Below are 21,711 nucleotides of genomic sequence, written 5' to 3'. Positions count from 1 at the left end.
CGGGAAACAATCGGCCCGTTCGCCTACGGCCTGGCCTGGATGAGGCCGTGGGCGCCGGTGGTCAGCCAGGGGCGGCCGGTGGCCTCCAGAGCCTTGACCACGTCGCCGTCCAGGCCGACCGCGACCTCGGACTTCAGGGTGCGCAGCGTCGCGACCGGGCCGGGGAAGTACGCGGTGGCCTCGGCGAACGGGGTGGTGTGCGGCCAGGCCCTGTCGCCGACCAGGCGACGGTAGTTCAGGTCACCCTTCATGATCGTCAGTGACGCGGACGCGAAGTCCTCCCGCAGGCCGAACGGCATCTCGCGGTAGGGCAGGGGCGCGCAGGAGAAGGCGTGCGCCCGTACGAGCAGCCGCCCCGACCCGAGCGCCGCCCGCAGCCGCCCCGCGATCTCTCCCGCCTCGCCGCCCACGGCCGACATCCGTCGCAGGCAGGCTAGTACGTCGGCCGGGGTGGCGTCGGACACGTAGTACGGCAGGGGCTTGACGTGCAGGACGACCTCGCCGGTCCCCCGGGCGTGCAGCAGGTGGTCGATCAGGACGAGGTCGGGCAGCAGCTCGCTCCCGGCGTTGTCCGCGACGAGGCAGATCCGCGCGGCACCCCCGCGACCGGCGCCCCCGGGGGAATCCGCCGTCGCACGACCCGCGCCCCCGGGAGAGCCCGCCGTCACACGACCGGCACCACCCGCCGCCCGGCCGGACCCGCCCCCGGAAACGTCCGAGACGTCCGAGACGTCCAAGGCACCCGGAACACCCGGAACACCGGTCTCGTCGCCGCCGACGAGTGACCACAGGAGCGCGCTGTCGTCGGCGACCAGCCCGGACTCCCGCCCGGCGAGCTCGGGACCGGCCGCGACCCGGAACACGAGGTCGGCCCGGTTCCCCCACAGCGCCCTCAGGGTCAGTGCCTGGGCCCGCTCGGCGGAGGGCAGGTCGGCCAGGGCGTCGAGCTCGCGGAGCTCCTCGTCGACGGCCTCGCCGAGCAGCTCGGCCTGCTTGAAGGGCTCGAACGGGTCGACGCCGCGCCACGGGCCGGGCCCGAAGTAGCCGACCGCGGACAGGAGCCTGCGGTAGAAGTAACTCTCCGCCCACAGGAACGGCGCGTCGTCCCACCGCCGCCCGATGTGGCCCCGGTCCCAGCTCTCCCACAGGTCACGGTCGTGCGCGGTGTCCCCGAGCGGCTCGATGACCCCCTCGATCTCCTCCAGCAGCAGGTCAAGTGCCCGGTTCACACCGGCGTCGTACGGCGTGGCGGCGCGGACCCGCTCGATCAGGGCGGGGTGCCGTTCATGAAGGACCCGCCACGGATAGGACCCGGGGACGTCGCTCAGGAACTCCGGCGGACCGTACGGCGCCGCGGGCCCTCCGGACCCCTGCCGGGAATCACCGTCTGCCATTTCCGACTCCTTTTTGACGCAGGACGACTCTTGTTATGAAATGTGTTTAGCTAGAGCGAACAGGCGGCCACGCCGCTTGACGGAGGGAGCCGTAGGTGGGCACATCGGAGCGTCGCAGCGGTGAGGAGCTGGACCGCCACGACGCCGTCGGAGCCCGGATGCGGCAGTTCCGCAAGGAGCGCGGTCTGACACTACGCGGTCTCGCCACTCACTCCGGGCTCTCGATCGGGTTTCTCTCGCAGGTCGAGAGGGGGATCTCCTCCATCGGCCTGACCGCGCTCAACAGTGTGGCCACCGCGCTCGACCGCAGCGTGGCGGAGTTCTTCAACGACGTGCCGCCCGAGGAGGAGACGGAGGAGGAGCACGCCACGGTCTCCCACCTGCCGAGCCACTTCACGCTCACCCGCTCGGCGACGGCCGCCACCGAGTACATCTCGGGCCAGCAGACCTACCGCATGCTCTCGGCCAGGGGCCCGAACCTGGTGCTCGAACCGCTGCTGGTGCACATCGCGCCCGGCGGCAGGCGCGAGAACTCCTACGGTCACGCCGGGGAGGAGTTCGCCTTCGTGCTGGAGGGCGAGCTCCTGTACGAGGTCGACGGCGTCGAGCACCGGTTGCACCCGGGCGACAGCGTCCACCTGAGGTCGACCGTCCCGCACAGCATGTTCAACGACACCGACCGGGTCACCACGGTCGTGTCCGTGGTGACCCCCCGGCTGTTCTGACCCCTCCCCGCGCGGGCCGCGAGGGCGGTCAGCGGCGGCGCAGGGCGCGGACGGCCAGCGCGACCGCGGCCAGCGCGCCGAGCGCCCCGGCGGCGACCGCCCCGCGCTGGCGGGAGATGCGCCGCTGGATCTCGGCGTACGGCACCGTGCTGAACGACACGAGCTCGTAGCGGGAGACGTAGAGGCCGGGCAGCAGCCGTTCCAGGTCGTGCTCGACGCGCTTGCGCAGCAGGAACGACGGGGAGGCGACCTTGTCGCGCATCTCGACGAAGTTCTCCAGCGCGAGTTCGGCGATGGTGTCGGCGTGCTCCTTGCGGCGGGCCCCGTACATGGCGAGGGCCCGGGGGAAGTCGTCGCCGGTCTCCTCCAGGCAGCGGTCGAGCTCCACGCAGTCCTCGAAGCCGCAGTTGGCGCCCTGGCCGTAGAAGGGGACGATGGCGTGGGCCGCGTCGCCGAGCAGGCCGACCACCGCTCCGGCGGTGCCGCGTACGTGCCAGGGGCGGGCCCGCATGGTGACCAGGTGCCCGATCGGGTTGTGGGCGTAGTCTCCGGCGAGGTCGGGCATGAGGGCGCGGGCGTCGGCGTAGTTGGCGGCGAAGAACTCCTCGAACCGCTCCACGGTGTCCAGCTCCGCGAAACTGCCCGGCCCCGACTTGGGCCAGAACAGCGTGCATGTGAAGGACCTGTCCGGGTTGGGCAGGGCGACCATCATGGCCTTGCCGCGCGGCCAGATGTGCAGCGCGCCCGGGTCGAGGGCGAACCCGCCGTCGCGCGCCGGGATCGTCAGCTCCTTGTAGCCGTAGTCGAGATACTCCTGGCTGAAGTCGAAGCCGGGAAGGAACTGCAGCCGTCCCCGTACCGCGCTGTAGGCGCCGTCGGCGGCGAGCACGGCCGGGGCGGCGCGGGTGACGGGACCGCCGGGCGTGTCGAAGTCCATCCGGCCCGAGTCGACGTCGAGCCCGGTCAGCCGGTGCTCGAAGAGGGCACGGACCCCGGGCATGCCGAGGGCCGCGTCCAGCAGGGTGCGGTTGAGCTCGGAGCGGCTGATGGAGTTGATCGCCCGCCGCCCTCCGGCGCTGTACGGCTGGAAGCTGAGCGTGCCGTCGGGGGCGTGCATCATCCGGCCGGGCATCGGCAGCGCGGCCTTCAGCACGGTCTCGTCCAGCCCGATCCCGCGCAGCGCGTCGATCCCCCGCTCGGAGATCGCCAGGTTGATCGAGCGCCCGCGCTCGGGGGCGGCCTCGCGCGGGTCGGGCCTGCGCTCGTACAGGGTGACCTCGTACCTTCGGCGGGCCAGGTAGCAGGCCATCAGGCAGCCGACCAGCCCGGCGCCGACCACGGCGACCTCGCCAGGGGACCTCATACCGGACTCACCTCCCTGGCGAGCGCGTCGGCCGCCCGCCAGCAGTCGTGGAACGTGGAGTACATGGGCACGGGGGCGAACCGGATGACGTCCGGGCGCCGCACGTCGGCGAGGACGCCGTGGACCTCGTGCAGCCGGGCGGCCAGGTCGGCGGCGTCGACGATGACGCCGCCCCCGGTCACCCGCAGGGAGAGCTGGGCTCCGCGCCTGGCCGGGTCGGCGGGCGTGACGATCTCCAGCGGGCGGTCGCGGGCCACCTCGGCGAGCAGCCGTTCCAGGTAGCCGGTGAGCGCCAGGCTCCGCTCCCTCAGTGCCGCCATCCCGGTCTCGGCGAACATCCGCAGCGAGACCCGGACCGGGGCCATGGCCAGGATCGGCGGGTTGGAGATCTGCCAGGCGTCGGCGGTGGGGACGGGGACGAGTTCGGGCCGCATCTCGAAGCGGGTCGCCTGCTCGGTGCTCCACCACCCGGCCAGCCGGGGCAGCTCCGGGTCGGTCACGTGGCGCCGGTGCACGAAGCATCCGGCGACGGCGCCGGGACCGGCGTTGAGGTACTTGTACGAGCACCAGGCCGCGAAGTCCACGTCCCAGTCGTGCAGCGCGAGCGGCACGTTCCCGGCGGCGTGCGCGAGGTCCCAGCCGACGAGGCACCCGGCCGCGTGCCCGGCGGCGGTGACGGCGGGGATGTCGAGGAACTCGCCGGTCAGGTAGTTGACCCCGCCGAGGAGCACGAGCGCCACCCGGTGCCCCTCGCGGGCCAGGTGGTCCACGATGTCCTCGGTGCGCAGGCAGCCCTCGCCCTCGCGGGGGCGCAGGCGGACCACCGTCTCGTCGGGGTCGAGGCCGTGGTGCACGGCCTGGCTGCGCACCGCGTAGCTGTCGGAGGAGAAGGCGTTGTCCTCGATGAGGATGCGGGTGCGCTCGCCCGCCGGGCGGTAGAAGGTCGCCATCATCAGGTGCAGGTTGACCGTGAGGGAGTTCATCACCACGGTCTCGTCGGGGAACGCGCCCACGAGGGCGGCCGCGTCCTCGCGCAGCTCCGCGTGGTAGGGCAGCCAGGGGTGCGCCGCCCGGTGGTGCCCCTCGACCGCGTGCAGGGCCCAGTCGTCCAGCTCGGCGGAGATCGCGGCGCGGGCGGCGCGGGGCTGGAGTCCGAGCGAGTTGCCGGCGAAGTAGGCGACCTCGGGATAGCGGGAGGCGGCGGGAGCGGGCGGGACGAGGAACTCCGCCCGGCGGCACACCGGCCTCCCCGCGTCCCCTGCCCGCCCGGCGCACTCGGCGTCGGCGGCCAGCGCCTCCCGCTCACCGGGCGCGCCGGGGTCTCCGGGACCACCGCGACCACCGGATCCGTCATCTCCGCCCGGGTCACCTCCCGTGCCACGATCCAGGTCACCTCCCGCGCCACGATCCAGGTCACGGCGCGTGTCACCTCCCGTGTCACCGCCTGTACCACGGCCCGTGTCACCGCCCGTGTCATGGTCCAGGCCACGGCTCGGATCACGGCCCGGGTCACGGAGGTCGCCGAGACCCCCGGTCCTCGCGGCCGTCACGCCGACGCCTTCGTTGCCGGGCCCCCGGCGCGCTCACTCGTCACGTCGCCTCCTTCTCCCCCCTTATGTTCACCCATACTGAACTCAGGTGAAATTAGGAGCGCGAGAGGATTCGGGCCGCGCGCTTTCCGGACGGAAGGTTCTCAGGGCATCCGGCTTCGAGATGACGGAGCGTCACCCGGGAGTGTCGCGCCTCACACCGGGTTACCCCGCCGTCACCACCCCTCTCGGGGAGCGGTCCAGCAGCGGCAGCACCTCGGCGCCCAGCAGTTCCACGCCGCGGTCGTCGGTGAGACCGTGCGGCGTACCGAACTCCACCCGGTGCGCGCCCGCGTCGATCAGGGCCTGGGCCTGCGCGGCGACCTGCTCCGGGGTGCCGGAGAAGGCGAACAGCTCGAGCAGGTCGTCGGGGATCAGCCGCCCGGCGTCCGCGTCCCTTCCCTCGCCGACCAGCTCCTTGACCCTGCCCAGCAGGTCGGCGGGGACCTCCACGGTCGGATCGAGATCGGCGACCACCGCGAGGTACATGGCGACCTCGCCGCGCGCCCTGGCGCGGGCCGCGCCACCGTCGGCGTCCACCACGGTCACCGCGCCCAGGACGACGCCGATCTCGCGAGGGTCGCGCCCGGCCGCCGCCGCCCCGGCCGCGACCCGCTCACGGATCACCCCGACCATCGCCGGGTTCGCGCTGCCGCCCACCTTGATCTCGTCGGCGACCCGCCCGGCCAGCGCCGCCCCTCGCGGTCCCCACGCGCCGAGCAGCAGCGGCGGCCGGGGCCGGTACACGGGATAGCGCAGCCGGGTTCCGGGCGCGAGACGGAACATCTCCCCCTCGTACCCTGCGGTGTCACCGGCCAGCAGCCGGTAGACCACCTCGGCGGCCTCCGCCAGCGCGGTCAGCGGCCTGGGCTGGGCGATGCCCACCGCGCCGAGCCAGGTGCCGCGTGCCAGGCCCAGGTAGGCGCGGCCGTGCGAGGCCAGGTCGAGGGCGGCGAGCTGCCCGGCGATCTCGTACGGCGCCGCCGAGTACGGGTTGAGGCAGGCCGCGCCGAGCCGCACCCGCTCGGTGGCGGCGGCCATCTCCAGCAGGGGAAAGATCGGCGGCTGGTACATCAGGTCGCCGAACACACTCAGCACGTCGAAGCCGTGCTCCTCGGCGCGGCGCGCGAGCCGCGCGTAGTCACCGGCCCGCTTGTCGCTCTGCAGTCCGAGGCCGATCTCGACGGCGGTCATCGCGGACTTCCCGGATCGACGGCGGTCATCGCGGTTTCCTGCGAGTCGGCGGTCATCGTGAATCTCTCAGATCGGCGTCGGTCATCTCGGGTTCTCTCAGATCGGCGATCGTCGCAAGTCCCCTCGGGTCGGCGACGGTCGCCACAGGTCCCCTCAGAGCGGCAGTCATCGTGGATCCCTCAGAGCGGCGGTCATCGCGACAGTCATCGTGGATCCCTCAGGTCAGGTCGGCGGAGTTCATCCGGCGGCGCCGGGTCCGTTCGACCCGCATCACCAGCCGCTCCTCCGGGTCGGGGCAGGAGAACAGGGTGTCCCGCGCCAGCCAGTCGCCCTCGGCGAGGTCGCGCTGCTTCGCGGCGAGGAACGGCAGGACCGAGGCGAGCGCGTAGACGCAGAAGTGCTCGCCGTCGGGGAGCCGCAGGTGGGCGCTGTTCTCCAGCGTGAAGCAGTCGCCCACCTCCATCCCGCAGACGGACCTGCCCTCGATGCGGTCGACCACCACCCGCAGGTCGTACAGCTCCATGTCCCCCTCGTCGCCGTCGTCGTGCCCGCCGATGTCGTCCATGCCGCTTCCTCCCTCAGTCCTCAGTCCGTCCGGACCATGATCTTTCCTGTCGTACGGCGTGCGGCCAGGTCGGCGAGGGCGGCGGGGGTCCCCGCCAGGTCCACCACGCGCGACACGAGCGGCCGGACGGCGCCCGAGGCGAGCAGGGCGAACAACTCCTCGTAGGCGTCCCGCACCGCGCCGGGCCGCCGCCACGGGTACACCGACCCCCACGACACCCCGACCAGGGAGGCGTTGGCTGCGACGAGCGCCATCGGGTCGACCGGCGGCGGGGACCCTCCGGCCGTCCCGACGGCCACCAGGCGCCCCTCGAAGGCCAGGCAGTCCAGCGAGCGCGCGAGGACGTCGCCGCCGACGGGATCGACCACGACGTCGGCGCCGCGGCCGTCCGTCAGGTCCATGACCGAGGCGGCGAAGTCGGCGTCCAGGTAGTCGATCGCCTCGCCCGCCCCGTTCTCCCGGCACAGCGCGGTCTTGGCCGGGCCGCCCGCCGTACAGATCACGCGCGCCCCGAGGGCCAGCACGAGCTGGGTGGCGGCGATGCCGACGCCTCCCGCGCCCGCGTGCACGAGCACCGTCTCCCCCGCCGCCAGCCCGGCCCGGCGCAGCGCGAACCACGCGGTCTGGTACGTGACGGGCAGGGCCGCGACCGTGACGGGATCGAGCCCGGCCGGGTACGGCACGACGAGGGCGGCGTCGACGGTGACGACGTCGCCGAGGGCGCCGCGCGGCAGGGTGGGACAGGCGAGGACCGCCCTGCCCTCCAGGTGCCCGGCACCCGCCCCGGCGGCGACCACCGTCCCCGCGGCCTCGACGCCGGGCGTCATCGGCGGGTCGGGGCGTACCGGGTAGGTGCCCCTGCACAGCATGACGTCGAGGTAGTTCAGCCCGACGGCCCGTACCGCGATCCTGACCTCCCCGTCGCCGGGGGCGCGGTCCTCGGGCACCTCCGCCAGGGAGAGGACCTCCTCCGGCTCGCCGTGCGCGTAGGCGACCAGCCGCCGGTTCAAGGCGCGAGCAGTTCGGAGTGGTGGTGCACGATGAGCCAGTCGCCGTCGACGCGGCGCAGCACGTCGGTCACCCGGCTGTGCCGCGCGGGCCCGCCGGGCGGTTCGGCGACCAGCACGTAACGGGCGACGCCGGTGTCGTCCCACACGTCGATCCGCTTGTCCTCGGCCGCCAGCCTGTCGAGGTGGGGACGGGCACCCGAGCCGTCCCTGTCGTCGCGGTAGGCGTCGAGTTCCGACCGGGTCCGCAGCGGTCCCGGCAGGTGCGTCTCCCAGGTGGTCACCTCGTCGTGCAGGTGCCCGTCGAACCGCCGGCGGTCCGCCGCGAGGAACGCGTCGTACATGTCGTCGATGCCCGCGGCGATCAGATCGGCATCCGCGCCGGAAGCGGGGGCGGAACCGCCCCCGGAGTCGACGGCGGAGTCACCCGGAACGTCACCCGGAACGTCACCCGGCACCTCATCCGGTCCGTCGATCGCCGGAGGCCCACCGGGATGTCCCCGGTCTCCGGATCCCGGGAAAACGGTGTTCAAGGCTTCTCCCATCCCGACCGGTCGTCGCGGACGACCCGGCCGCCCTTCATCACCCAGCGGACCCCCCGGAAGGCCGAGGTGCCCGCGAGCGGGTCCGCGTCCATCGCGATGAGGTCCGCGTACTTGCCGACCTCGACGGTGCCGAGGTCGGCGTCGGCGCCGAGCCAGCGCACCGGGCCGAGCGTGCCCGCGTACAGCGCCCCTGCCGGGCCGAGGCCGCCCTCGGACATGCACTCCAGCTCGCGCACCGAGGCGTTGGTCCCCTCGAAGTCCCAGAACGGCGGCATGTCGCTGCCCAGCAGGACGTCCACCCCCGCGTCGAGGGCCATGGCGTAGCTCTCCAGGTGCCGGGGTCCGGCGCCGAGCGAGCGGCACTGCATCCACTCCGGCACCCCGAGCTCGTCGAAGAACTCCTTGCAGCGGGTGACGAGCAGCGTCGGCACCAGGGACGTGCCGCGTTCGGCCATCCTCTTCGCGACCTCGGGGGTGAGCTGGTAGCCGTGCTCCACGCAGTCGAGGCCCAGCTCGACGGCCTCGGCGATCACCGCCGCCGGGCCCGCGTGCGCGGTGACCTTGCGGCCCCAGGCGTGCGCGGTCTGCATCGCCGCCGCCATCTCGTCGGAGAACAGCTGCGGGGTGTCGATCTTCTCGTGTTTCCCGGCGATCCCGCCCGAAATCATGATCTTGATGAGGTCGGCGCCCGCCTTGACCTGGCTGCGCACCCCGCGCCGGAACCCGTCGGCGCCGTCGCACTCCAGGGTGTCGCTCCCCTCGTGCCCGTGGCCGCCGGTGCAGACCAGAGCCCGACCGGCGGTGAAGATGCGCGGGCCGATCGCCCGGCCGGACTCGATCGCCCGGCGCAGCGCGAAGTCGGCGTGGTCCTTCTCGGCCACGCACCGCACCGTGGTGACCCCGCAGCGCAGGGTGCGCCGGGCGCCGTCGGCCATGTAGAGGGCGAGCTCGTGCGCCGTCATGTTCTTGACGCTGTCGCCTCCCTCGCCCGGGAGCGACAGGGACAGGTGGGTGTGCATGTTGACCAGGCCGGGGGTGACGTACGCGCCGTCGAGGTCGAGCGGGCGGGCGTCGCCCGTCCGCTCCAGGATCCGCTCGCGGGGGCCCACGGCCGCGATCCGGTCGTCCCGGACCCACACCGCGGCGTCGGCGATCCGCCCCTTGCCGCCCGCCGCCCCGGCTTCCGTCGTACGGCTTCCCGAGGCCGTACCGGGAACACCGGTGGCACGGGCGTCGGTGACGGTGCAGTTGACGAGGACCACGTCGTTCATCGGGCGTCCCCGGCTCCGTAGGTGTCGCGGGCAGCGTCCGGGGAGACGTAGCCCTCGGCGACGTCGCGGCGGACGAGCTCCGGGTCACGCTCGCGCGGATCGCCGTGCCCGCCGCCCCCGGCCGTCAGCAACGTGACCCGATCCCCGACCTCCACCCTGGTCCGCTTGGTGCTGACCCGGTGCTCGCGCTCGGTGCCGGGAAAGACCACCACCTGGTTGGGCTCGGGCTCCAGCCCGCCCTCCAGCGCCCACGGACGCGACCGCGTCTTCTTGATCACCGACAGGAACTCACCCGGCACGACGAAACGAATGTCACGCCGCAAACCCACCCCACCCCGGAACCGCCCCGCACCCCCGGAGTCCTCCCGCATCTCGACGCGTTCGAAGAACATCCCGGTTCTCGCCTCCAGGACCTCGACGGGGGTGTTGCGGGCCTGGGTCTGGCACAGGTGGTTGGCGGCGTTCATGCCGTCGTGGGAGGGGGTGGCACCCCAGCCGACCGGGTCGTTGTTGCTGACCGCGAACATCTGCCCGGTCTCCGGATGGATCCCGACCATCATGAACCCCGGAACGTCGCCCCCGGAGGAGGCCGGAAGCCGGTCCGGCATGCCCTGCGCCAGCGCCTTGTAGATCAGCTCCAGGGCGACCGTCCCCGTCCACTGGGTGAAGGTCGCCGCCGGGTAGACGGCGTGGAAGAGCGTGCCCGGCTCGGCCCGCACCTCCAGCGGGGCGAAGTGCCCGGCGTTGGTCCGCTCCCCCGGGGTGGTGATCGCCTTGAACGCGACCCGGCAGGTCGCGATGGTCGCGCCGAACGGGAGGTTGACCGGTCCCGCGGTCGCGCCGGACGACCCGGCGAAGTCGACGGTGAAAGTTCCGTCGGCGACGGTGACGGTGACCTGCATGCGGACCGGGTCGCCGGTGACGCCGTCGTCGTCCAGCCAGTCGACCGCCGTCCACGAGCCCTGCGGGAGGCGGGCGACGGCCTCGGCGGCGGACTCGGCGGCGGCGGCGATCACGGTCTCGACGACGGACCCGACGACGTCCCCGCCGTAACGAACGTAGAGCTCGCGGACGCGGCGCTCGCCGGTGCGCAGCGCGGCGACCTGCGCGTTCAGATCACCGATCACCAGATCCGGCATCCGCGAATTGAACCGGATCAACTCAATGATCTCCCGATTCGGCACACCCCCCGAGAACACCTTCGTCCCCGGAAAGACAATCCCCTCCTGATGCATATCCGTAGAATCCAACACATACCCCGGATCCTTCGCCCCCAGATCCATCCAGTGAGCCCGCACACACAAAAAACCCACCAGATCCACACCCACGAACACCGGACAGAACAACGTCGCATCATAAGAATGCGCCGCGTTCCAATACGGATAATTCAACAACACCACATCACCCGGACACAGATTCTCCCGCCCCACATACTCCACACCCTTACGGATGGAATAGTCGTTGGCACCGAGGAAACGGCTCAGCCCGGTCGACTCGGCGACCAGGCGCAGGTCCGCGTCATAGACGGAGATGCCGAAGTCGAAGACCTCGTAGATGACCGGGTTGAAGGCGGTACGGACGAGCGTGGCCCGCATCTCCTCGGCGGCCGAGGTGAGATGGCTGCGCACCACCTCGACCGTCGCGCCGTCCACCGGGCCGCGGCCCTCGCCCGCCGGGCCGGAGTTCCTTCCCCGGACGGCGGCGGGCAGGGTGGCGCCGGAGACGGCCAGGCCGGACGGTCCGGAAACGGTGCTTCCGGAGGCGGCCAGGCCCGACGGTCCGGAAACGGTGCTTCCGGGGAAAGCCAAGCCGAATGGTCCGGAGACAGTGCCTCCTGAGACCGCCAGGCCCGACGATCCGGAAACGGCGGACGCCTGGGCGGCGGGGCCGGGGGCGGAGGGCTCAGACATCGTCGATCCCGTAGGTGTCGCGGGCGGCGTCCGGGGAGACGTAGCCCTCGGCGACGTCGCGGCGGACGAGCTCCGGGTCACGCTCGCGCGGATCGCCATGCCCGCCGCCCCCGGCCGTCAGCAACATGACCCGATCCCCGACCTCCACCCTGGTCCGCTTGGTACTGACCCGGTGCTCGCGCTCGGTGCCGGGAAAAACCACCACCTGGTTGGGCTCCGGCTCCAGCCCGCCCTCCAGCGCCCACGGACGCGACCGCGTCTTCTTGATCACCGACAGGAACTCCCCCTCCGTGACGAAACGGATGTCCCTTCGCAGACCCACCCCACCCCGGAACCGCCCCGCCCCCGCGGAGTCCTCCCGCATCTCCATCCGCTCGAAGAACATCCCCGTCCTCGCCTCCAGGACCTCGATCGGGGTGATGCGCCCCGTACTGCCCGAGACGTGGGTGGCGGCGTTCATGCCGTCGTGGGAGGGGGTGGCACCCCAGCCGACCGGATCGTTGTTGCTGACCGCGAACATCTGCCCGGTCTCCGGATGGATCCCGACCATCATGAACCCCGGAACGTCACCCCCCGAGGAGGCGGGCAACCGGTCCGGCATGCCCTGCGCCAGCGCCTTCAGGATGAGCTCGACCGCGACGATGCCGGTCCAGAGGGTGAACGTCGGCTGCGGGTAGACGGCGTGGAAGAGCGTGCCCGGCTCGGCCCGCACCTCCAGGGGAACGGTCGTGCCGAAGTTGGACGGCTCATCGGGCGAGGTGAGCGCCTTGAGGACGACCTTGCAGATCGCGATGGTCGCGCCGAACGGCATGTTGACGGGACCGGGCGTGGCGGGCGCGGAACCGGCGAAGTCGACGGTGAAGGTGCCGTCGGCGACGGTGACGGTGACCTGCATGCGGACCGGGTCCTCGGTGACGCCGTCGTCGTCCAGCCAGTCGACCGCCGTCCACGAGCCCTGCGGCAGCTCGGCGAGGGCGGCACGGGTGCGCGCCTCCCCGTCCTCGACCATTCGCCGGACCGCGGCGTCCACGGTCGGGCGGCCGAACTTCTCCAGGATCTCCAGGAACCGGCGCTCGCCGGTGCGCAGCGCGGCGACCTGCGCGTTCAGATCACCGATCACCAGATCCGGCATCCGCGAATTGAACCGGATCAACTCAATGATCTCCCGATTCGGCACACCCCCCGAGAACACCTTCGTCCCCGGAAAGACAATCCCCTCCTGATGCATATCCGTAGAATCCAACACATACCCCGGATCCTTCGCCCCCAGATCCATCCAGTGAGCCCGCACACACAAAAAACCCACCAGATCCACACCCACGAACACCGGACAGAACAACGTCGCATCATAAGAATGCGCCGCGTTCCAATACGGATAATTCAACAACACCACATCACCCGGACACAGATTCTCCCGCCCCACATACTCCACACCCTTACGGAGTGAGAAGTCGTTGGCACCGAGGAAGAAGGTGAGCCCGGTCGCCTCGGCGATCAGCCGCAGGTCCGCGTCGTACATCGACATGCCGAAGTCGTGGACCTCGTAGATGACCGGGTTGAACGACGTGCGGATCAGCGTGGCCCGCATCTCCTCCGCCGCCGCGAGCAGGTAGCTGCGCACCACCTCGACGGTCGCGCCGTCCAGCCGAGCACCGTCCGAGCGCTCCCCGTCCGAGCGCGCCCCGTCCGGCCGGGTCCCGTCCGAGCGTCCTCTGTCCGAGCGCGCCCCGTCCGGCCGCGTGTCATCCGACCGCGTGCCGTCCGAGCGCCCACCATCCGGCCGCCCGTCGTCCCGTCGCCCGTCGTCCAGCCGCTCCGTCATGACGCCGCCTCCGCAAGCCGTACCAGCAGGTAGCCGTGCTCCTCGACCTCGACCCGCTGTCCCGAGGGGACCACGGTGGTCGAGGTGCCCTCGTCGACCAGGGCGGGCCCGTCGAACGCGTCGCCGGGCTCCAGCAGCGCGCGGTCGTAGACGGCGAACGACGCCGTGGCGCGGGTGCCGAAGTCGTAGGCGTCCCTGCGGGCGAGCAGCGCCCGGCCCGCGTCGCCGTCACCCGGCGGGCGCACCGTCAGCTCGGGCCTGTCGGTACGGCCGACGCCGCGCACCCGCAGGTTGAGGATCTGCACCCGGTTGTCCATGGCGTGCCCGTACCGCGCCGCGTGGGTCTCCTCGAACGCCCGCCTGATCGCGTCGCGGTCGAGGTCGCGGCCCGCGGTGACGATGAGCGAGTGCTCCTGTCCCAGGTAGCGCAGCTCGAACTGGCGCTCAAGGACCATGCGCCCGGCCGGGACCCGCTGCGCCTCCAGGGAGGCGACCGCCTCGGCCTCGACGCCCTTGAACACCGTCTCCAGCCCGTCGAGGTCGGCGTCGTCCAGGGTGGCCATCACCGTGCGGGAGAAGTCGTCGACGATGTCGGCGCTGAGCATGCCCCAGGCGGAGAAGCCCGACGGCGCGAACGGCACGATGACCTCGCCGATGCCCATCTCCGCCGCGAGCAGCGGGGCGAGCAGCGGCCCGGCCCCGCCGAACGCGAGCAGCGAGAACCCGCGGGGGTCGTGTCCCCGCTCGACGGTGATCTGCCGGACCGCGCCGACGGTCCTGGCCAGCAGCACGTCGAAGACGCCCGCCGCCGCGGCCTCCGGGCTGAGCCCGAGGGGCCCGGCCACCTGCTCGTCGAGCGCCGCGCGGGCGGCGTCGGCCCGCAGCTCCATGGTCCCGGACAGGAAACGGTCCGGGTCCACGTAGCCGAGGACGACCGCCGCGTCCGTGACGGTGGGACGGGTGCCGCCCCGGCCGTAACACACCGGGCCGGGGTCGGCACCCGCACTCTGCGGCCCCACCTTCAGCAATCCCCGCTCCAACCACGCGATCGAGCCCCCTCCGGCGCCGATCGTGCGGATGTCGTAGGTGGGGATCAGCAGCGGGAAGTGCTCCAGCTGCGCCTCGTAGGCGGCCACCGGGGACCCGTGCTCGATCACGCACGCGTCCAGCGAGGTACCGCCGATGTCGAAGGTCAGAAGGTCCCGGCGACCGAGGGCGGCGGCGATGTGCGCCGCGCCCACGATGCCGCCCGCCGGGCCCGACAGCACGGTGTGCGTCGGGGAGGTCTTGGCCACGGCCGACGTCATGGAACCGCCGCCGGACCGCATGATCAGGAATCGCCCGCCGAACCCGCGTTCGGCCAGGCCGCGCTCCAGCCGGTCCACGTACCTCTCGAAGATCGGCCGGATGTAGGCGTCGAGGACGGTCGTGCTGGTCCGCTCGTACTCGCGGTACTCCCTGACGATGTCGGTGGAGACCGAGACCGTCACCTCCGGGTACGCCTCGCGGATGATCCGGGCGGCCTCCCGCTCGTGGGAGGGGTCGAGGAAGGAGTGCAGGAAGCAGACGGCGATCGACACCACGCTCTGCTCCTCGACGAGGACGCGGGCGGCCTCCCTGACCCCGGCGGCGTCGAGCTCCTCGACCACCCGGCCCCGGTGGTCGAGCCGCCCCCGCACCCCGGCGGTGTGGCGTCGCAGTACGAGGCTCTGGGGCCGCTCGTACTGGAAGTCGTACATGCGGTCGGCGGGCACGTTGCCCCTGCCGATCAGGAAGATGTCGCGGAAGCCGTCGTTGGTAATGATCCCGGTGGGCTCGCCGCGCCGCTCCAGGACTGCGTTGAGGCCGAGGGTGGTGCCGTGGATGAACAGCTCCACCTCCGACAGGTCGGTGCCGAGCGCGGTGACCGCGTCGAGCACGCCCTCCCAGGGGCGGGCCGGGGTGGTCGAGGCCTTCCTGAAACGCACCTCGTGGGTACGCGTGTCCAGCTCCATCGCGTCGACGAAGGTGCCGCCGATGTCGACGGCCAGCCGGATGTGCTTGGGGTCGGGCATTGCGGGTGTCACCTTTCGATCAGCGCGGGGATCTCGGCGACGCGACGGCAGGCGACCAGGCTCGCGTCGTACGGGCGGAGTTCCTGCTCCCGTTCCCGGCACTCGTCGGTCGCGAAGGGACAGCGCGGCGCGAGGGCACAGCCCGCGGCGGCGTCCGCCTCCTCCAGATCCTTGGTCAGTTCGACCCGGGGTCCGCCGTACCGGGCGCCGAGGCTCGGGGCACCGGCCAGCAGCGCCCGGGTGTAGGGGTGCAGGGGATTGCCGAAGACCTCTTCCACCGGCCCCTCCTCGACGACCCGCCCCAGGTAGAGGACCACGACGCGGTCGCAGAACCCCCGGACGACGGCCAGGTCGTGGGAGATGAGGACCGTGCCGCGCGAGCGGTCGCCGCTCACCTCGGCGATCACCTTCAGGATCTGCGCCTGCACGGTGACGTCGAGCGCCGAGGTCGGCTCGTCGAAGACGATCAGGTCGGGATCGCCGACGAGCGCGCGGGCGATGCCGACGCGCTGCGCCTGCCCGCCGGACAGCTCGTGCGGGCGCCGCCCGAGGATCGACGGGTCCAGCTCCATGCGCTCCAGGACTCGGGCGACGCGCGACGCGCGCTCCGAGGCGGGCACCCCGGCTGCGCGCAGCGGCTCGCCGATCGCGTCCTCCACGGTCCGCCGGGGGCTGAGCGACCCCACGGGGTCCTGGAAGACCAGCTGGGCCCGGGTACGCAGGCGGCGCAGCTCCCGGCCGCGCAGCTCGGAGAGGACCCGCCCGGCCACCTCGACCTTCCCCCGGGAGGGCGGTACCAGCCCGAGCATCAACCTGGCCAGCGTGCTCTTGCCGCAGCCGCTCTCCCCGACGACGCCGAGGGTCTCGCCCGCGGCGACGCTGAGGCTGACGCCGCGCAGGGCGTGGTGGCCCCCGCCGCCGAAGCGGGCACCGTAGACGACGTGCGCGTCCTCGACGCGCAGCACCTCTCCGCCCGTCCTCGTTCCAGAACCCGTCCTCTCGCCAGAACCCGTCCCCGTTCCAGAACCCGCCCCCGCGCCGGAGCCCGTCCCCGTTCCAGAACCCGCCCCCGCGCCGGAGCCCGTCCTCCCTCCGGAGCCCACCCCCGCGCCGGACGAGAGAGCCGTACGGGCGGGCGGCTCCGCGAACGGCCGAGGAGGCGGGCCGGCGAGACCGGTGAGATCGGTGAGGGGCCCGGATCGGGGGTGGAAGCAGGCGACGCTCCAGTCCGAGGCCAGGGCCCCGGCGCGCGGGAGCTCCGTCGTGCACAGCTCCGTCGCGTGCGCGCAGCGCGGCGCGAACGGGCAGGAGGACGGCGCCTCCGCGAGCAGCGGCATTACGCCGGGGGTGGCGGTCACCGGGCGCCCGTCGATGTCGGGCACCGAGCGCAGCAGCGCCCGCGTGTAGGGGTGGGCGGGCTCGTCGAGCACCTGCGGCCCGGGGCCGCTCTCGACCACCGTCCCGGCGTAGAGCACCACGACGCGGTCGCAGACCTCCGCGATGGAGGCGAGGTCGTGGGAGATCAGCAGGACGCCGCACCGCTCGGCGTTCGCGGCGAGCCGGAAGCGGCCGAGGATCTCCCTGGTGAGGGTCACGTCCAGCCCGGTGGTGGGCTCGTCAGCGATCAGCAGGCCGGGGGCGCACCCGGTGGCCAGCGAGATCATGACGCGCTGCGCCATGCCGCCGGAGAGCTCGTGCGGGTAGGCGTCCAGGCGGCGCCTCGGGCTGCGGATGCCGACCGACTCGAACAACTCGGCGGCGACCTCCCTGGCGGGGGCGGGGGCCAGCGCCCGGTGGGTGACCAGCCGGTCGACGAGCTGGCGGCCGACGGTCCTGGTGGGGCTGAGTGCGCCGCGCGGGTTCTGGAAGCAGATCGCGGCGCCGTGCCCCCGGAAGGACTCCAGCTCGGCGGCGCCCATCGTCAGCACGTCGGCGTCGTCGAACAGGACCCGCCCGGTCGTACGGGAGCCGCCGGGCGGCAGGCCCACGATCGAGCGGGCCACCATGCTCTTGCCGCCACCGCTCTCGCCGACCAGGCCGACCACCTCGCCGGGCTCGACGCTCAGGTTCACCCCGCTCAGCGCGGCGACCCGGCGTCCGGGGCGGTGGATCACGACGGAGAGGTCCTCGATCGACAGGAGTGTCATCGTCCGTCACCTCCTCGTGGAGTCGGCGCGTTCCTGCAGGCCCTCACCGAGGAGGCTGAAGCCCAGGACGCAGATCAGCAGGAAGAGACCGGGCGGTACCGAGGTCCACCACCGGCCGGCGACGACGTCGCCGGTACCGAGGCTGATCATGGCTCCCCACTCGGCGGTGGGCACCGGCACGCCGAGCCCGAGGAAGGACAGCCCGGCCAGCGTGAGCATCGCCCAGCCGCAGTTCAGCGGGGCGATGACGCGCACCGGCGTCAGGCTGTTGGGCAGGACGTGCCGCCAGAGCACCCCCCAGAAGGAGGAGCCGGAGACGCGGGACGCCTCCACGAAGGGCAGTTCCCTGATGGAGCGCACCTCGGCCCGCACCAGCCGGGCGTACGCGGGCGCGTTCACCAGGGCGATCACCGCGACCAGGTTGGCGGTCCCGCCGCCGAGCAGCGCGGCCACCGCGAGGGCCAGGATGAAGGTGGGGAACGCCTGGAAGACGTCGAGCACCCGCATCAGCACGTCGTCCGGCCAGCCGCCCCGGTATCCGGCGACCAGGCCGACGAGGCTGCCCGCGACCACGGCCAGGGCGACCGCGGCGACCGCGATGCCGACGTCGAGCCTGGCGGCGTGCAGGACACGGCTCCACACGTCCATGCCGTTGAGGTCGGTGCCCAGCGGGTGGGCACCGCCCGGCGGCGCGAGGGACGCGAGGGGGTCGATCTCCTCGGGACCCCACGCGCTCAGCAGCGGCGCGAACACGACCGCCACGGCGACCAGCACCAGGACGGCGGATCCGGCCGTGATCAGGGACGACGCGAAACGGCGGTCCCCACCGGCCTCCCGGACGCGCACCGTCTTCGGGGCACGCGCGGTCTCCGGGGCACGCGCGGTCTCCGGGGCACGTGCCGTCTTCGGGGCACGCACTGTCTTCGGGGCACGCGCGCCGTCCTGGGCACGCGCGGGCTCCGGGGCACGCGCGGGCTCCGGGGCACGCGCCTCGCCGGGCTTCCGTACGCGTCCGGTGTCGGCCTCGGACGCGCCTCCGGCTCCGGCCTCGGAGGCGCGTTCGGCTCCGGCCTCGGAGGCGCGTTCGGCGTCGGGCATCAGATCCTCACTCTCGGGTCGAGGACCGCGTGCACGACGTCGGCGATGAGGAACACCACCACGTAGAACAGCGCGATCACGAGCACCGACGCCTGCACCACCGGGTAGTCCCGGTAGAGCAGGCCGCGCAGCGCCCACTGCCCGAAGCCCTGCCAGGAGAAGACGTACTCCACGAGAACGGTCGAGCCGATGGAGAAGCCGAACACCAGGGCGGCCAGCGCGGGGAGCCGCACCAGCGCGGCCCGTACCAGGTAGCCGCGGAGCAGCAGCCGGTCCCCGAGCCCGTGCGCGGCGGCGGCCGCGTACGCCTCGGAGGCCAGTACCTCCAGCGCGGAGGCCCGGACGCTGCGCAGCAGCGGCGCGACGATGACGATCACCAGCGTGGCCACCGGCAGCACGAGGTGCTCCAGCGCGGAGACGAACGCGGGGCCGTTCGCCGTCAGCGCCGCGTCGAGCAGGTCGGCACCGGTGATCAGGCTGAGATCGGTGTCCGGGTCCACCCGGCCGCTGGGCGCCGGGGCCCAGCCCAGGACGCTGTAGCCGACGAGGACCAGCACCAGGCCGAGCCAGAACTCCGGCACCGAGTTGCCGACGAGCGCCGCGACGCGGACGGTGTGGTCGCCGAACCGGCCCGCGTTCCGCGCCGACCAGATGCCGAGCACCGTGGCCAGCACCAGCGCCACGGCCAGTGCGATCACCACGAGCTCCACGGTCGGCCCGACGCGCACGGCCATCTCGGAGCCCACGGAGGCACCGCTCTGGATGGAGGTGCCGAAGTCACCGGTGAACAGTCCCCCGACGTAGTCGAGGAACTGCCGCCACAGGGGCTGGTCCAGCCCGAACCTGGCCCGCGCGGCGGCGGCGTCGGCCTCCGTGGCGTTGGGGCCGAGGATGGTACGGATCGGGTCGCCCGGCAGGACCCTGACGAGGAGGAAGGTCAGGACGACCACCCCGAGGAGCACCGGGACGAGCTGGAGCAGCCGTCTGAGGAGGAACCGGAGGATGCGCATGGATCACCCGGCGAGGCTCAGGTAGCGCAGCCGGGCCAGACCGTCCATCGGCTGGACCCACCCCGCCACCTCCTCCCTGACGGGAAGGTTGAAGTTGGGCTGGCAGACGACGACCCACGGCACGTCCCCGGCCAGGATCTCCTGCACGCGCAGCCAGAGCTTGGCGCGCTCGGCCTCGTCGACGACGGTGTGGGAGTCCTCGAAGATCTTCTCGATCTCGTCGTTGACGTAGTTGGAGTAGTTGAGGCTGGCGCCCTTGGTGAAGCTGGTCCCGAGCATGTACTCCACGTCGTTGACCCAGAGCTGGCCCACGGTGATCTGCAGCGGGACGTTCTTCTTCTCCCTGCGCTCGGCGAGCGTGGCGGGGTCGAGCGGGGTGAGCTTGAGCTCGATGCCCGCCTTCCTGGCCTCGCTCTGCACCAGGACGGCGATCTGCTGCTGCTCCTCGCTGTCGGTCTGGAAGACCAGCTCGGAGGTGACCGAGGTCTTGCCCGCCCCGGCCAGCGTCTCCTTCGCCTTGGCGACGTCGTAGGCGTAGGGGTAGCCGGTCTCGGAGTAACCGGGCATGTCCAGCGGGACGACGCTCCTGGCGGGCCGCGCGTCGCCGCCGTAGACGTTGGCGATGATCTGCTCGTACGGGACGGCGTGGGCGAGCGCCCTGCGGACCGCGGGGTCGTCGAAGGGCGCGGTGGTAACCGACATCTGGATGGCGACCTGGTTGTTGCTCGGCGCGGAGATGACCTTGATGCCCGGCGTGGTCTTGAGGTCCTTGATGTCGCGCTGGCCGATCCCGAAGGCGATGTCGATGTCGCCGTTCTGCAGCTGGAGGCGCTGGTTGGAGGCGGCGGGGACCACGGTGAGCCTGATCTCGGCGCTCTTGGCGCCGTCGGTGCCGGGATAGCCGGTGTTGGCGGTGAGCAGGATCTCCTGGCCCTGGACCGCCTTCTCCACGTTGAAGTAGCCGCCGGTCGGGGGGTTCTTGGCGAACCACTCCTTGGCCCAGGGGTCGTCGCCGGTGGCGTGCTTCTTGGCCTCCTCCGAGTCGAAGACGTACAGCGAGATGGCCTGGATCTGCCGGGTGAGGGCACTGGGGAACGCCTGGGTGAACGTCACGGTGTAGTCGTCGACCACCTCGACCTGGTCGGCCCTGGTGAGCCCGATCAGCCGGTAGATCCCGGCGACGTTGGCCTTCGCGGCGAAGGCGCGGTCCTTGGACCACTTGACGTCCTTGGCGGTCATCTCGTTGCCGCCGGCGAACTTGACGCCCTTGCGCAGCTTGAGGGTCCAGACCTTGTTGTCGGCGTCGGGCTCGAAGGACTCGGCGAAGGTCGGGGCGATCGCCTCGGTGTCGAGGATCCGGCCGTCGCCGACCGAGGTGACCCCGTAGTCGACCATGTAGGGGAAGACGTTCTTGTAGAGCATCAGCGCGGTCAGGTCGAATCCGACGAAGTCCTGGTCCCAGCTGCTCAGGTAGCTGCCCACCGCGATCCGCAGCGCCGAGGCGGCGGGGGCGGCGCTCCCGCCGGGAGCGGCACTCGCCGCGGGGGTGCCTGAGCCGCCCGCCTTGGTGCCCGCGGCGCACCCGGTCGCGAGGAGGAGGGCGACCCCACCCCCGAGCTGCAGGATCGAGCGACGGGACAGCTCGGGAGATACCAGACCGTGGGGGTGAGAGAAACCGGGCATCGCAGTCCTCCAGGGGCCATGAGGGATAGGCCGCGAGGTTAGCGGATCGCTCCACTGACGGCTCACCCGACCTGCATGTGCCGTTTGTTCTATCAGACCTGAGTTTGGTGAACAAGAGATCGATGCTTGTTCACGAACGAAAACCCGTGCTCAGAAAGGCGATCGAGCAACTCAAAGATCAATTACACTGGGCCATGTTCACTGAATTTCACAAGAACGACGCCCAGATGTGACCGGCGCTCCCTACCCTGTCGACAGGGCCGGGCGCACCCCCGAGATCCCGTCCGGACGGCGGGACGGCGAACCACGCGCGAGCGGCGGGAAAAGCGGCGGG

General features: G+C 72.1%; 16 protein-coding genes. 1 reads left to right on the top strand and 15 read right to left on the bottom strand.

Features of this window, described 5'->3' with window-relative positions; genetic code table 11:
- Nucleotides 1-23: 23 nt before the first annotated feature.
- The gene (locus OG587_RS20070) at nt 24-1,394 is read right to left on the bottom strand and encodes a damage-control phosphatase ARMT1 family protein (RefSeq protein WP_329092488.1); all 1,371 of its coding nucleotides are present in this window, start codon (nt 1,392-1,394) and stop codon (nt 24-26) included.
- Nucleotides 1,395-1,489: 95 nt separating this feature from the next.
- On the opposite strand from OG587_RS20070, the gene OG587_RS20065 reads away from it, so the two are divergent.
- Entirely contained in the window at nt 1,490-2,119 is a 630-nt protein-coding gene (locus tag OG587_RS20065; protein ID WP_329092487.1) for a helix-turn-helix domain-containing protein, read from the top strand.
- Nucleotides 2,120-2,147: 28 nt separating this feature from the next.
- Here OG587_RS20065 and OG587_RS20060 read toward each other — a convergent pair whose 3' ends face one another.
- From OG587_RS20060 to OG587_RS19995, 14 genes are all read right to left on the bottom strand, one after another.
- Nucleotides 2,148-3,482: an FAD-dependent oxidoreductase gene (locus OG587_RS20060; RefSeq protein ID WP_329092486.1), complete on the bottom strand. Its 1,335-nt coding sequence runs from the start codon at nt 3,480-3,482 to the stop codon at nt 2,148-2,150.
- Complete coding sequence (gene kynU, locus OG587_RS20055; protein ID WP_329092484.1) at nt 3,479-4,723, bottom strand: kynureninase; 1,245 nt, start codon at nt 4,721-4,723, stop codon at nt 3,479-3,481. The genes OG587_RS20060 and kynU overlap by 4 nt, the downstream gene beginning before the upstream one ends.
- A 513-nt stretch (nt 4,724-5,236) precedes the next feature.
- A complete protein-coding gene (locus OG587_RS20050; RefSeq protein WP_329092482.1) occupies nt 5,237-6,265 on the bottom strand; it encodes an LLM class flavin-dependent oxidoreductase in 1,029 nt (342 codons plus the stop codon).
- A gap of 217 nt (nt 6,266-6,482) precedes the next feature.
- The gene (locus OG587_RS20045; protein WP_329092480.1) at nt 6,483-6,830 is read right to left on the bottom strand and encodes a TIGR04076 family protein; all 348 of its coding nucleotides are present in this window, start codon (nt 6,828-6,830) and stop codon (nt 6,483-6,485) included.
- Nucleotides 6,831-6,850: 20 nt separating this feature from the next.
- Nucleotides 6,851-7,840: a zinc-binding dehydrogenase gene (locus OG587_RS20040; protein WP_329092478.1), complete on the bottom strand. Its 990-nt coding sequence runs from the start codon at nt 7,838-7,840 to the stop codon at nt 6,851-6,853.
- Nucleotides 7,837-8,295, bottom strand: a complete 459-nt coding sequence (locus OG587_RS20035; protein WP_329092476.1) for a DUF4440 domain-containing protein — start codon at nt 8,293-8,295, stop codon at nt 7,837-7,839. Before OG587_RS20035 ends, OG587_RS20040 begins: the two co-directional genes overlap by 4 nt.
- Nucleotides 8,296-8,366: 71 nt before the next feature.
- A complete protein-coding gene (locus tag OG587_RS20030; protein ID WP_329092474.1) occupies nt 8,367-9,653 on the bottom strand; it encodes an amidohydrolase family protein in 1,287 nt (428 codons plus the stop codon).
- The gene (locus tag OG587_RS20025) at nt 9,650-11,563 is read right to left on the bottom strand and encodes a hydantoinase B/oxoprolinase family protein (protein ID WP_329092473.1); all 1,914 of its coding nucleotides are present in this window, start codon (nt 11,561-11,563) and stop codon (nt 9,650-9,652) included. Before OG587_RS20025 ends, OG587_RS20030 begins: the two co-directional genes overlap by 4 nt.
- Entirely contained in the window at nt 11,556-13,385 is a 1,830-nt protein-coding gene (locus tag OG587_RS20020) for a hydantoinase B/oxoprolinase family protein (RefSeq protein ID WP_329092471.1), read from the bottom strand. The genes OG587_RS20025 and OG587_RS20020 overlap by 8 nt, the downstream gene beginning before the upstream one ends.
- Entirely contained in the window at nt 13,382-15,439 is a 2,058-nt protein-coding gene (locus OG587_RS20015; RefSeq protein WP_329092468.1) for a hydantoinase/oxoprolinase family protein, read from the bottom strand. Before OG587_RS20015 ends, OG587_RS20020 begins: the two co-directional genes overlap by 4 nt.
- Nucleotides 15,440-15,447: 8 nt before the next feature.
- Entirely contained in the window at nt 15,448-17,586 is a 2,139-nt protein-coding gene (locus OG587_RS20010) for an ABC transporter ATP-binding protein (RefSeq protein ID WP_329092467.1), read from the bottom strand.
- Nucleotides 17,587-17,592: 6 nt separating this feature from the next.
- On the bottom strand, nt 17,593-18,684 hold the full coding sequence (locus OG587_RS20005) for an ABC transporter permease (protein ID WP_329092466.1): 1,092 nt from the start codon (nt 18,682-18,684) through the stop codon (nt 17,593-17,595).
- Nucleotides 18,684-19,694 carry an ABC transporter permease gene (locus OG587_RS20000; protein WP_329092464.1) on the bottom strand — a complete coding sequence of 337 codons (1,011 nt, stop codon included), beginning with the start codon at nt 19,692-19,694 and terminating at the stop codon, nt 18,684-18,686. The genes OG587_RS20005 and OG587_RS20000 overlap by 1 nt, the downstream gene beginning before the upstream one ends.
- A 3-nt stretch (nt 19,695-19,697) precedes the next feature.
- Nucleotides 19,698-21,377 carry an ABC transporter substrate-binding protein gene (locus OG587_RS19995; RefSeq protein WP_329092462.1) on the bottom strand — a complete coding sequence of 560 codons (1,680 nt, stop codon included), beginning with the start codon at nt 21,375-21,377 and terminating at the stop codon, nt 19,698-19,700.
- Nucleotides 21,378-21,711: the final 334 nt, after the last annotated feature.

This window comes from Streptosporangium sp. NBC_01469 (assembly GCF_036227305.1).
In the GTDB taxonomy this organism is placed as follows: Bacteria; Actinomycetota; Actinomycetes; order Streptosporangiales; family Streptosporangiaceae; genus Streptosporangium.
The sequence above is the reverse complement of the archived record's forward strand: the minus strand, read 5'-3'. Positions and strand labels throughout refer to the sequence as shown.